The following is a 12,532-nucleotide window of genomic DNA, read 5'->3' as shown; positions in this document are numbered from 1 at the left end:
TTAACGGGAGTGTAAAGATGGAAGGCATTCAATTTCTTGCTGCTGCTATCGTAGCTGGCCTCGCGGCCATCGGCGCAGGTCTGGGCTTCGGCATGATGGGTGGCCGTTTTCTCGAGTCTGTGGCTCGTCAACCGGAACTGGCTCCGATGCTGCAAACCCGCATGTTCATCATCGCTGGTCTGCTGGATGCTGTGCCGATTATCTGTATCGCTATCGCGTTCCTGCTGATTTTCCAGTAAATCGCGCTTTAACGTTTAAGCCCCGATTTAGGGAAATCTAAAGCAACGCGGATTGAGGTGTTGGCATGAATATTAATGCGACACTAATTGGCCAGGCCATTTGGTTTGCCCTGTTTGTGTTCTTCTGCATGAAGTTCGTTTGGCCCCCGATTTCACGGGCGCTGGATGAGCGTAAGCAGAAGATTGCCGAAGGCCTGAGTGCCGCGGATCGGGCAGAGCGTGATCTGGAGCTGGCGCAGGAAAAGGCGACCGCCAATCTCAAAGAATCTAAAGAGAAGGCGGCCGAAATTATTGATCAGGCCAATCGCCGGGCTAATCAGATTGTGGAAGAGGCAAAAGATGCAGCGCGCACCGAAGGTGAGCGTCTGATTGCCAAGGCCCAGTCTGAGATTGACCAAGAGGTTAATCAGGCTCGCGAGCAATTGCGTAAAGAAGTGGCTGTACTGGCGTTGAGCGGTGCCGAAAAGGTACTGGGCAACGAAGTAAACCAGGACGCACACACGCAGTTGCTTGAGCAGCTGGCGGCTGAACTCTGAGAATACGGGTAACCCATGGCTGAACTGACCACCATCGCACGCCCCTACGCCAAGGCCGCATTTGTGTTTGCAAAAGAACACGATGCCCTGGAGCAGTGGGAGAAGATGCTGGGCCTGGCAGCAGCAGTGGCAGGTGATGCCTCCATGCGTGCCTACCTTGACCAGCCGGAACTGGATGACGCCACCAAGGCTTCTGCCTTTGCAGAAGTCTGTGGTGATGAGCTGGACGAAAGCGTGCGCAACTTCGTTGCGCAACTGACGCAAAACAAGCGTCTGCCGCTTTTGCCGATCATCCTGCAACTGTTCCACGAGCTTCTGGCCGAACAGCAGCAGTTCACCGATGTGGAGATGATCTCTGCATTCGAGTTGGACGATGCCGCTACCGACAAGCTGGTAGCAGCGCTTAAGAAACGCCTTGGAACGGAAGTGAATGTCACGACTTCCGTCGACCAATCCCTGATTGGGGGCGTGCTGGTGCGAGCCGGCGATACCGTAATTGATGGCAGTGTGCGCGGCCGACTTAACCGTCTGGCAGAGCAACTGAACTCTTGAGTTTGAGGGATTAGAGATGCAGCAACTCAACCCGTCCGAAATCAGCGAGATTATCAAGTCGCGCATCGCGAAACTTGATACCTCCACCGAAGCACGCAACGAAGGTACGGTGGTTTCCGTATCTGATGGTATTGTGCGCATTCATGGTCTGGCCGACGTGATGTTCGGCGAGATGATCGAGTTTGAGGGCGGCATCTACGGCATGGCCCTTAACCTGGAGCAGGACTCTGTCGGCGCCGTGGTACTGGGTGATTACCTGGGCCTGGCCGAAGGTCAGAAAGTCCGTTGTACCGGTCGCATTCTGGAAGTCCCCACTGGCCCCGAAATGCTGGGTCGTGTGGTTGACGCTCTGGGTAACCCGATCGATGGCAAAGGCCCGATCGATGCCAAGCAGACCGATGCGGTTGAAAAGGTAGCGCCTGGCGTTATCTGGCGTCGTGAAGTTAACGAGCCTGTTCAGACCGGTTACAAGTCTATCGATGCCATGGTGCCAATCGGTCGTGGTCAGCGTGAGCTGATCATTGGTGACCGCCAGATCGGTAAGACCGCCGTTGCGGTTGATGCGATCATCAACCAGAAAGACTCCGGCATTAAGTGTGTCTACGTTGCCATCGGCCAGAAGCAATCCACCATTGCCAACGTGGTGCGCAAGCTGGAAGAGCACGGCGCGATGGAAAACACCATCATCGTTGCGGCCTCCGCTTCTGATCCGGCTTCCATGCAGTTCCTGGCACCGTTTGCCGGTTGCACCATGGGCGAATACTTCCGCGATCGCGGTGAAGATGCACTGATCGTTTATGATGATCTGACCAAGCAGGCGTGGGCGTATCGCCAAATCTCCCTGCTGCTGCGTCGTCCGCCGGGCCGTGAAGCTTACCCTGGTGACGTGTTCTACCTGCACTCCCGTCTGCTGGAGCGCGCCGCCAAGGTAAACGAAGATTATGTTGAGCAGTTCACCAACGGTGAAGTGAAAGGCAAAACCGGTTCTTTGACCGCGTTGCCGATCATCGAAACCCAGGGTGGTGACGTTTCTGCCTTCGTACCGACCAACGTGATTTCCATCACCGATGGTCAGATCTTCCTGGAAACCGACCTGTTCAACTCCGGCATTCGCCCGGCGATGAACGCCGGTGTGTCTGTATCCCGTGTAGGTGGTGCAGCCCAGACCAAGATCGTCAAGAAGCTGGGTGGCGGTATTCGTCTGGCTCTGGCTCAGTACCGTGAACTGGCCGCATTCGCCCAGTTCGCTTCCGACCTCGACGATTCTACTCGCGAGCAGCTGGAGCATGGTCAGGCCGTTACCGAGCTGATGAAGCAGAAGCAGTACAGCCCGATGAGCGTTGCTGAAATGGGTGTTGTGCTGTACGCCGCGAACGAAGGTTACCTGAAAGGTATGGAAGTCGAGAAAATCGGCTCCTTCGAAGCCGCTCTGCTGGACTACATGAACAGCGAAAAGAAAGCGTTGATGGATAAAATCAACGAGAAGGGTGACTACAACGGCGAGATCGAAGCTGAGATCAAAGAATCTCTCGATCAGTTCAAAGCCACCCAGACCTGGTAATTCGCTGATAAAGGAACGTTCCTATGGCCAGCGGTAAAGAGATCAAAGGCAAGATTGCCAGCGTCCAGAGCACGAAGAAAATTACTCGTGCAATGGAAATGGTAGCAGCCTCCAAGATGCGTAAGGCGCAAGAGCGTATGTCGGCAAGCAAGCCGTACGCCAGCCGTATGCGTCAGGTGGTTGCTCACTTGGCTAACGCCGATCTGGAATACCGGCACGTTTACCTGCAAGAGCGGGAAGTGAAGAACGTTGGCTACATCGTAGTGAGCTCCGACCGGGGCCTCTGCGGTGGCCTCAACGTCAACCTGCTCAAGAATGTCGTCAAAAGCGCGAAGGAATGGCAAGAAAAAGGTGTCAAGGCCAGCTACTGCGTAGTCGGTTCCAAGGGCATGTCTTTCTTCAAGAGCGTTGGCGGCAACGTGGAAGCGAATGTCACAGGCCTGGGGGATACCCCGCACCTGAATGACCTGATCGGTTCCATCAAGGTGATGCTGGATGCCTACGAAAGCGGTGCGATCGACCGTTTGTACATCGTGTACAACGAATTCGTGAACACCATGACCCAGTCGCCCAAGAACATTCAGTTGCTGCCGCTGGAAGCGGGTAGTGATGAAGAGCTCAAGCGCCACTGGGACTACATTTACGAGCCAGCCCCGAAAGAGCTGCTCGACGAACTGCTGGTGCGGTTCATTGAGTCTCAGGTGTATCAGGGTGTGGTTGAAAACAATGCCTGTGAGCAGGCAGCACGTATGATCGCCATGAAGGCCGCCAGCGATAACGCCGGTGACATCATTCGTGATCTGCAATTGGTGTACAACAAAGCACGCCAGGCTGCTATTACGCAGGAAATCTCCGAAATCGTTGGTGGTGCTGCTGCGGTTTAATCGTCAAGCAGATTAACGCGGCAAAAACGCAAGTTAAGAGGATGCAAGCATGAGTAGCGGTCGTATTGTTCAGATCATCGGTGCTGTGATCGACGTGGAATTCCCACGCGAAACCGTACCGAAGGTATATGACGCCCTCTCCGTGGACGGTACTGAAACCACCCTGGAAGTTCAGCAGCAGCTGGGCGACGGCGTGGTACGTACTATCGCCATGGGCTCCACCGAAGGTCTGAAGCGCGGCCTTGGCGTGACTGATAACGGCGAGCCGATTCAGGTTCCCGTGGGCACCAAGACTTTGGGCCGTATCATGGACGTGCTGGGTCGCCCGATTGATGAGGCCGGCCCCATTGGTGAAGACGAGCGTATGCCGATTCACCGTGCTGCACCTACTTATGCAGACCAGGCAGCGACCAACGAACTGCTGGAAACCGGCATCAAGGTAATCGACCTGGTTTGTCCTTTCGCCAAAGGCGGTAAGGTCGGCCTGTTCGGTGGTGCGGGTGTTGGTAAAACCGTAAACATGATGGAGCTGATCCGGAACATCGCGATCGAGCACTCCGGTTTCTCCGTGTTTGCCGGTGTGGGTGAGCGTACTCGTGAGGGTAACGACTTCTACCACGAAATGAAGGATTCCAACGTACTGGATAAAGTATCGCTGGTGTACGGTCAGATGAACGAGCCGCCTGGTAACCGTCTGCGTGTAGCGCTGACCGGTCTGACCATGGCTGAGAAGTTCCGTGACGAAGGTCGCGACGTACTGTTCTTCGTGGATAACATCTACCGTTACACCCTGGCCGGTACCGAAGTATCTGCACTGCTGGGCCGTATGCCTTCAGCGGTAGGTTACCAGCCGACCCTGGCGGAAGAGATGGGCGTTCTGCAGGAACGTATTACTTCCACCAAGACCGGTTCCATTACCTCCGTACAGGCGGTATACGTACCTGCGGATGACTTGACTGACCCGTCTCCGGCAACCACCTTCGCGCACCTGGATTCCACTGTATCCCTGAGCCGTGACATCGCCTCCAAGGGTATCTACCCGGCGATCGACCCGCTGGATTCCACTTCTCGTCAGCTGGATCCGCTGGTTATCGGTCAAGAGCACTACGACATTGCGCGTGGCGTTCAAACCGTACTGCAGCGCTTCAAGGAGCTGAAGGACATCATCGCGATTCTGGGTATGGACGAGCTGTCAGAAGACGATAAACTGACCGTATCTCGTGCCCGTAAGATCGAGCGTTACCTGTCCCAGCCGTTCTTCGTGGCCGAAGTATTTACTGGCTCCCCGGGCAAGTATGTTTCCCTGAAAGACACCCTCGCGGGCTTCAAGGGCATCCTTGGCGGTGATTACGATCACATCCCGGAGCAGGACTTCTACATGAAGGGCTCTATCGACGAAGTGATCGAAGCCTACAACAAGCGTAGCAAGTAACCTGCACCCGGGAGACAAGCAAATGGCGATGACCGTGCATTGCGACATTGTAAGTGCAGAACGCCAGCTGTTCTCCGGCCTGGTTGAAATCGTGGTAGCTTCCGGTGTGGAAGGTGACCTCGGTATCATGCCTGGCCACGCCCCGCTGCTGACCCGGCTCAAGCCGGGCCCGGTACGGGTGAAGAAGCAGAATGGTGAAGAAGAAGTGTTCTACGTATCCGGCGGCTTCCTGGAAGTGCAGCCCAAGCTGGTCACCGTACTGGCGGATACCGCAGAGCGCGCTGAAAACATGGACGCCGCTGAAGCAGAGCGTGCCAAGGCCCGTGCCAAAGAAGCGCTGGAAGGCAAGAGTTCCGAAATGGATTACTCCCGTGCCGCCGCCACTCTGGCAGAAGCCGTTGCACAGCTGCGTGCCATCGAACAGTTGAAGAAAAAGACGCGGTAAGCATCTTTTGCAATTCTTCAACACAGAAGGGGGTAGCCAAGTGCTACCCTTTTTTGTTTCTGTCATTGTGAGATGGCCTGGATAAAACAGGGTACAAGTACAGAAACTGAAGTGACGCGGTGGTATAACAAGGCACTGGCGCAAGCAAAAAGACAAGGACAGGGTATGAGTCTAGCAGTAGTGATTCTGGCGGCGGGCAAGGGAACGCGCATGAAAAGCGCCCTGCCCAAGGTGCTCCACGCAGTGGCAGGTAAGCCCATGGTGCAGCACGTGGTTGATGCAGCGGCGTCGCTGAACCCGGCCAATATCGTCATTGTGTATGGCCATGGTGGCGAGCAGGTAAAAGCCACCGTCACCGGTGAACAGGCCTGGGCAGAGCAGGCCGAACAGCTCGGCACCGGCCATGCGGTCGCGCAGGCCATGCCTCATGTGAAAGAAGACATGGTGCTGGTGTTGTATGGTGATGTCCCCCTGATCCGCCCGGAAACCCTGAAAGATTTTGTCGCCTCCGTGGACGACAACACCCTGGCGCTAATGACGCTGACCCTGAACGATCCCAATGGCTACGGCCGCATCGTCCGTGATGGGCAGAACAATGTGCAGCGCATTGTGGAACAGAAAGATGCCAGCGAAGCCGAGCTGGGCATTCAGGAAATCAATACCGGCATTCTGGCGTGCTCTCGCCGTTTTCTGGAAGAAAGCCTGCCAAAACTTTCCAGCAACAATGCCCAGGGTGAATACTATCTCACCGACCTGATTGCCATGGCGTCACAATCCGGCCTGAACGTGGAAACCCTGCAGCCCAACGAAGGTTGGGAAGTGGATGGCGTAAATGACCGGGTGCAACTGTCTCGGCTGGAACGCATTTTCCAACAGGCTCAAGCAGAAGTGCTGATGCGCGATGGCGTCACCCTGCTGGACCCGTCCCGCCTGGATATCCGTGGCAGCGTGCAGATCGCCAGCGATGTCATCATCGACGTCAATGTGATCCTGGAAGGCGACGTGACCATCGAAGAAGGCGTGGTCATCGGCCCCAACTGCATTCTTCGCGACGCCAACATTGGTGCCGGCACGGTGGTAGAAGCCAACACCCTGATCGACGGTGCCATCGTGGGTGAAAACTGCCAGCTGGGCCCTTATGCACGCTTGCGGCCGGGTACGGAACTGGCTGATAACGCCAAGGTAGGCAACTTTGTCGAAACCAAAAAGTCATACATCGGCGAAGGCTCAAAGGTGAACCACCTGACCTACATCGGTGACAGCCAGATTGGTAAAGGAGTGAACGTGGGCGCGGGGACGATTACCTGCAACTACGATGGCGCCAACAAATTCCAGACAGTGATGAAAGACGGCGCCTTTATTGGTTCCAATTCGTCACTGGTTGCCCCGGTAACCATCGGCCAAAACGCCACCGTCGGGGCGGGCAGCACCATCACCAAGGATGTGGACGACAACGGTCTTGCGGTTGCTCGTGGCCAACAGCGCAACGTCAGCGACTGGAAGCGCCCCACGAAGAAAAGTTGACAGTTGATAGTGGAGAGTTGACAGCGCAACCCGCGTTACAACGGTATCTGTAGGGTGGAGATAGGCGTTATCACCATCCGAACATCCACTATCAGAAACAGAATTAGGGAAAATTAAGCATGTGTGGAATTGTCGGGGCCATTGCCCAGCGTAACGTGACAAACATCTTGATCACCGGGCTCAAACGGCTCGAGTACCGGGGTTACGACAGCGCCGGTGTGGCACTGTTGAATGATAGCGGTATTAGTCGTGTGCGTCGTCAGGGCAAGGTTGCCGGTTTGGAAGAGGCTGCCACGCAAGAACAGACGCAAGGCTTCACCGGCATTGCTCATACCCGTTGGGCCACCCATGGCAAGCCGTCAGAAGCCAATGCCCATCCGCACATGTCCGGTGGTGATCTGGCGCTGGTGCATAACGGTATCATCGAAAACTTTCAGGAACTGAAAGACGAACTGGAAGCCAGCGGCTACCACTTCGAATCCCAGACCGATACGGAAGTCATCGTCCACCTGGTACACCAGGCGCTGGACAGTGGCCTGAATCTCTTTGACGCCGTGCAGGCGGTCACCAAAAAACTGGATGGCGCTTACGCACTGGGCGTCATTCACGCCTCGGAACCGCACAAGCTGGTCACCGTTCGTTCTGGCAGCCCGCTGGTGATTGGTCTGGGCATTGACGAAAACTACATCGCATCGGATCAGCTGGCCCTGCTGCCAGTGACCAACCGCTTTATCTTCCTTGAAGAAGGCGACCAGGCAGAAATCACCACCGACAGCGTGCGTATTGTGGATGCGGCCGGCAATCCGGCAACCCGTGAAGTCCACGAGTTCGACGGCACCCATGAAGATGCGGAAAAGGGTGAATACCGCCACTACATGCAGAAGGAAATCTTCGAGCAGCCGGCGGCAATCCAGAAAACCCTGGAAGGTCGTATCGACAACCCGGCAAGTCTGATCGAGGCCTTCGGCGAAAAAGCCCCGGCGATTTTCGACAAGGTAAAAACCGTGCAGATCGTCGCCTGCGGCACCAGCTATCACGCCGGCATGGTGGCCCGTTACTGGCTGGAAGACATCGCCGGCATTCCCTGCCAGGTGGAAGTGGCCAGTGAATTCCGCTACCGCAAGCACGTGGTGCCGGAAGGCACCCTGTTCGTCACCATTTCTCAAAGCGGCGAAACCGCCGACACCCTGGCGGCCCTGCGTGACACCCAGTCACCCAACTACGTGGGCCGTCTGGCGGTGTGTAATGTGGATAGCTCCTCCCTGGTGCGCGAATCGGAGCTGGTGTTCCTCACCAAGGCCGGCCCGGAAATCGGTGTCGCGTCCACCAAGGCATTTACCACCCAGCTGGTTGGGTTGCTGATGCTGGTGCTGGCACTGGGTCGGCAAAAAGGTCTGGCTGACAGCGAGATTGAAAAAATCCTGGAAGAGTTACGCCAGCTGCCCAACCTGATTGAACAGGCTGCCGCGCTGGACAAGCCCATCGAAAAACTTTCCGAAGCTTTCGTGGAAAAACACCATGCCCTGTTCCTGGGCCGTGGCGTACAGTTCCCGGTGGCGCTGGAAGGGGCGCTCAAGCTAAAGGAAATTTCCTACATTCACGCCGAAGCCTATGCAGCGGGTGAGTTGAAGCATGGTCCCCTGGCGTTGGTCGACAGCGAAATGCCGGTGGTCTCCGTGGCGCCGAATGACGAACTGCTGGAAAAGCTGAAATCCAACCTGCAGGAAGTGCGTGCCCGTGGCGGCGAACTGTATGTCTTCGCCGACAAAAACGCCCACGTAAAAGAAGGCGAAGGTATCCACGTGCTGAACATGCCGGCTATACCGGAAACCATCTCCCCGATCGTCTATACCGTGCCTTTGCAGTTGCTCAGCTATCATGTGGCGGTGCTGCGCGGGACCGATGTGGATCAGCCGCGGAATCTGGCCAAGTCGGTGACGGTTGAATAAAGGCAGTGAATAATTAATAACGAGCCCGGCGTTGCCGGGCTTTTTTATGGGTGCCTGGCTGGCAACAATAACCTTGCCGTAGGAGCGTCGCTGGCGGCGCGATATCCAATCCTTGCTTGTTTCGGCTGACCTAAAGCAAAACTCTCCTGTTAGTAATTCATATTGAGGGTTGTGTTATTGATTTGGGAAAAGAAGAAGTCAACAGGTTGAATAATGCGGTCTCAGCGGGATTTGTAACCTGCTGACTTTTCTGGTTTTATCATGCGATATGCAAATTTGATAACTGTAATATGAAGCCGGCGCGTTCATTGGATATTCGAGCCGGCTCCCTAATACCTGTTATGTCTGAGGAGGAGAGTCCGTGACCATATCCATAGGCACGGTGATGGGCGGGCCGGAATCCCTGCCATGCGAAAGCGCACTAAAGAGCGTGTGGGGATACTTCAAGAGCAATGAAAGTCAGCCCTTCCTCAACGTCGTATTCCACTTTCCGGGGTCGCTGATCAGCCCGCCCTATACTGGCCTCCGTACTGGACGGTTTTCCTCTAAAGAGCAAGGGTTCATGATTCAGGTCGCGGTTCCCGAGGAAGTAGCACAGAGCGCGGATAAGGAAGCAGCGTCTGAGTTTTTTCTCAGCGCGATTGAGGAGGCACTTAAACTGTCGGAGTCGCGCTGGAAGAAGCACAATATCTCGTTTCCATATGGCGCCGCCCGGGAGCAGATAAACCTTGCTCGGAAAGAGCTACTTGATTAATGACGGATATAACAAGCCAAGCCAGCAGGACTTATTTTGCTGTCGCTTCGCTCCAAAACGCAAAATAAGCCCCAGCTTGGGGCGTTAAATCTTGGGGTGACTTCGAGGATGAAGCCAGTAATCAAAATAGAATCTACGGATCAGGATGAGTGGTTGAAATCCATTTTGGATGTTATTACAAAAAATTGGGGAAAATTGGGGACACGCATGAATTGGCGGATTTCCTAGAGGCTCTATAGCGCATTACTGATGTTGGACTGACGTTAAGGGCCACGGGAGTCAGGTCTGCCCCGTGCCTCCACAACGGGCTAAACATAGCTAATCGCACCCCGCCCCCGATTATACCGCACATCAATGAATCCAGTGGCGGAGCTGGCAAGAAACATCACTAAGTCCACACCTTTCTGCGTGGCCGCCAGGCGGCCACGGGGGTTGGGGAGTTCATTGTTTCGAACCCCGAGGTTGATGCATAAGGGAGCAGAATTACAGCCGCCATACAAACCCGGTTTTCTGCTCGGAGGTCTTCCACAGTGTGGATGCCATTTCCGTGTTGAGCGCCACCGGATCAAGGGCGCATTCGCCCACTGGGCCGACCGTATCCACGCGTTTTGTCGGGCCATAGAGTGTTTCCGTTTCCAGGTCGCTTTCCGTTGCACACATGACTTCCGGCCACGCGCCTTTTTCCGCAGATTGGGCGATGAAGCGGGAAAGCAAGGACCAGAGTATTTTATTGAAGGTGCTGGCCGTATCCATCAACAAATTGGTCCGTGATGCACCGGGGTGACAAACAAAGACACCTACCTGCTTTCCGCCAGCATGGATGCGACGTTGCAGTTCATAAGCAAACATCATTTGCGCCAGTTTGCTCTGTGCGTAGGCATTCCAGGCGGTATAATTGCTATCAAAATTCAGATCGTCGAACTGAATTTTCTTTAAGCCCATTTTATAGGCATTGCTGCCAACGACCACGATACGGCCGGCGGATTCCTCAATGCGCTCAAACAGCAGACCGCTCAGCAAAAAATGGCCAAAATGGTTTACGCCAAGTTGGCTTTCAACGCCGTCCGGGGTGATCTCCTGCTTGGCTACTTGGGCAATGGCACCGTTGCAAATCAAGGCATCAATCCGGGGCACGGTTTCCAGCACTTGTGCCGCTGCCTTACGCACGGAATCCTGCATAGCAAGATCCAGCTGAACGAAAGAAACATCCACGTTGTTGCCAAAGCGCTGTTTCAAGGCTGCGATAGCGGCAGCCGATTTGTCTGGATTGCGATTCATCATCACGACCCGGGCGCCTTTCGCCAACAAAATGCCGCTGGCTGCAAACCCGGCGCCGGAATTGGCCCCGGTGATCACGTAAGTCTTGCCGGCCAGGGAGCCGATACGTTTGGGCGTCCAGCCCTCATGTCCAAATGGATTAGTGCTCATTGCTTTCACTCTTTAATTTGTTGATTCGGGGTTATTGCGACACCGGGCAAACAACCCTGGGATTGATACCGATGCCACAGTTCAACGTTAGGGTAGGCTTTCAGGCTGGGTCAGGGTTGTTGGCCTTTGAGGGCAGCCATATCGCTTGCGGCCGCCGCCGTAGCAGCTTCAAGTGAGGCTGGCTCAGTGGTGTCGCGCCACCAGGGCGGGGTTTGCCGTGGCTGCTTCACCATCACCGGTGCGCCGATGATGGGGGTGAGCAAATGGATATTATTCTTCTGTGCCGCCGCAGTGGCCCGCTCCAAAGGTTCAAACCAGTCGTGAAGAGCCAGGTCGAAGGTGCTGTTATGGATGGGCAGCATGGCACGGCCGCGGAGATCCATATGGGCCTGCACACTCTGCTCCGGCAACATGTGAATCTTGCGCCACAGCAGGTTGTAGGCGCCGGTTTCGATCAGGGTCAGGTCAAAGGGGCCCAGTCGTTCGCCAATCTCGCGGAAGCCGTCGAAGTAACCGCTGTCACCACTAAAGAAAATGTTTCCGCCTTGGCCCTGTATGGCCCAGCTGGCCCATAAGGTGTTGTCGCGGTCGCCGAGGCTGCGGCCTGAGAAGTGCTGGGCCGGGGTGGCGGTAAATTGCAGGCTGCCGATGTGATGGGACTGCCACCAATCGAGTTCTACGATTTTGTCGTCGGCAATGCCCCAGCGACGCAGGTGATTGCCTACTTTGAGCGGCACCAGAAAGGTGGAAACCTTGTGGTCCAGCGCCAGCACACTGTCTCGGTCAAGATGGTCGTAGTGGTCGTGGCTGATGACCACAGCGGTAATGGCAGGCAGATCGGCCAGGCTAAACGGTAGCGGATGGAAACGCTTCGGCCCGGCCCACTGGACCGGTGAGGCCCGCTCACTAAATACCGGGTCGGTCAGCAGGGTGTTGCCATCAAGATGAATCAGGGTGCTGGAGTGACCTAACCGATAGATTTTGGCGTGATTGCCCGGCTCGGCCAGCTCGGCTGCAGGAATAGGGCGCAGCGGAAGTGGGCTGGCAGGAGTGGGGGCCTCGCGCTTGGTGCGCAAGTACATCCTGGCAATTTCCCACAGGTTGGCCGCGCCACCACTGGAGGTCATGCCGGTGTTGTAGAACTTCTGCTCCGGTGAGGAACAGGCCTTGAAAAGACTGACGGCCATCACAAGCACTCCTGTCATTATCAATCTGCGTTTTTTCATTT

The 12,532-nt window shown here is 55.6% G+C and carries 12 protein-coding genes; 10 read left to right on the top strand and 2 right to left on the bottom strand.

Going from position 1 to position 12,532, the window contains the following annotated elements:
• Positions 1–17: 17 nt before the first annotated feature.
• From atpE to ADG881_RS10305, 10 genes are all read left to right on the top strand, one after another.
• The gene (gene atpE / locus ADG881_RS10350) at positions 18–239 is read left to right on the top strand and encodes a F0F1 ATP synthase subunit C (protein WP_007151035.1); all 222 of its coding nucleotides are present in this window, start codon (positions 18–20) and stop codon (positions 237–239) included.
• A gap of 65 nt (positions 240–304) precedes the next feature.
• Positions 305–775 (top strand): F0F1 ATP synthase subunit B, encoded by a 471-nt coding sequence (locus ADG881_RS10345; protein WP_007148941.1) that lies wholly within the window; start codon positions 305–307, stop codon positions 773–775.
• A gap of 15 nt (positions 776–790) precedes the next feature.
• A complete protein-coding gene (locus tag ADG881_RS10340) occupies positions 791–1,327 on the top strand; it encodes a F0F1 ATP synthase subunit delta (protein WP_007148826.1) in 537 nt (178 codons plus the stop codon).
• A 16-nt stretch (positions 1,328–1,343) separates the two neighbouring features.
• Positions 1,344–2,888: a F0F1 ATP synthase subunit alpha gene (gene atpA / locus ADG881_RS10335; protein ID WP_007151537.1), complete on the top strand. Its 1,545-nt coding sequence runs from the start codon at positions 1,344–1,346 to the stop codon at positions 2,886–2,888.
• Positions 2,889–2,911: 23 nt separating this feature from the next.
• The gene (atpG, locus tag ADG881_RS10330) at positions 2,912–3,772 is read left to right on the top strand and encodes a F0F1 ATP synthase subunit gamma (protein WP_007150649.1); all 861 of its coding nucleotides are present in this window, start codon (positions 2,912–2,914) and stop codon (positions 3,770–3,772) included.
• 49 nt (positions 3,773–3,821) lie between these two features.
• Positions 3,822–5,204, top strand: a complete 1,383-nt coding sequence (gene atpD / locus ADG881_RS10325; RefSeq protein WP_007149423.1) for a F0F1 ATP synthase subunit beta — start codon at positions 3,822–3,824, stop codon at positions 5,202–5,204.
• 22 nt (positions 5,205–5,226) lie between these two features.
• A complete protein-coding gene (locus tag ADG881_RS10320) occupies positions 5,227–5,649 on the top strand; it encodes a F0F1 ATP synthase subunit epsilon (RefSeq protein WP_007150605.1) in 423 nt (140 codons plus the stop codon).
• 165 nt (positions 5,650–5,814) lie between these two features.
• Positions 5,815–7,173, top strand: a complete 1,359-nt coding sequence (glmU, locus tag ADG881_RS10315; RefSeq protein ID WP_039926590.1) for a bifunctional UDP-N-acetylglucosamine diphosphorylase/glucosamine-1-phosphate N-acetyltransferase GlmU — start codon at positions 5,815–5,817, stop codon at positions 7,171–7,173.
• A 119-nt stretch (positions 7,174–7,292) separates the two neighbouring features.
• A complete protein-coding gene (gene glmS / locus ADG881_RS10310; RefSeq protein ID WP_007149578.1) occupies positions 7,293–9,122 on the top strand; it encodes a glutamine--fructose-6-phosphate transaminase (isomerizing) in 1,830 nt (609 codons plus the stop codon).
• 361 nt (positions 9,123–9,483) lie between these two features.
• Positions 9,484–9,876, top strand: coding sequence for a hypothetical protein (locus tag ADG881_RS10305; RefSeq protein WP_039926588.1), 393 nt, complete (start codon positions 9,484–9,486; stop codon positions 9,874–9,876).
• Between the two features lie 483 nt (positions 9,877–10,359).
• Here ADG881_RS10305 and ADG881_RS10300 read toward each other — a convergent pair whose 3' ends face one another.
• Together ADG881_RS10300 and ADG881_RS10295 are read right to left on the bottom strand one after the other, a co-directional pair.
• A complete protein-coding gene (locus ADG881_RS10300) occupies positions 10,360–11,304 on the bottom strand; it encodes an SDR family oxidoreductase (protein ID WP_007151232.1) in 945 nt (314 codons plus the stop codon).
• A gap of 110 nt (positions 11,305–11,414) precedes the next feature.
• Positions 11,415–12,491, bottom strand: coding sequence for an MBL fold metallo-hydrolase (locus ADG881_RS10295; RefSeq protein WP_156790388.1), 1,077 nt, complete (start codon positions 12,489–12,491; stop codon positions 11,415–11,417).
• Positions 12,492–12,532: the final 41 nt, after the last annotated feature.

The organism is Alcanivorax sp. DG881, from assembly GCF_000155615.1.
Taxonomy (GTDB): domain Bacteria; phylum Pseudomonadota; class Gammaproteobacteria; order Pseudomonadales; family Alcanivoracaceae; genus Alcanivorax.
The sequence above is the reverse complement of the archived record's forward strand: the minus strand, read 5'-3'. Positions and strand labels throughout refer to the sequence as shown.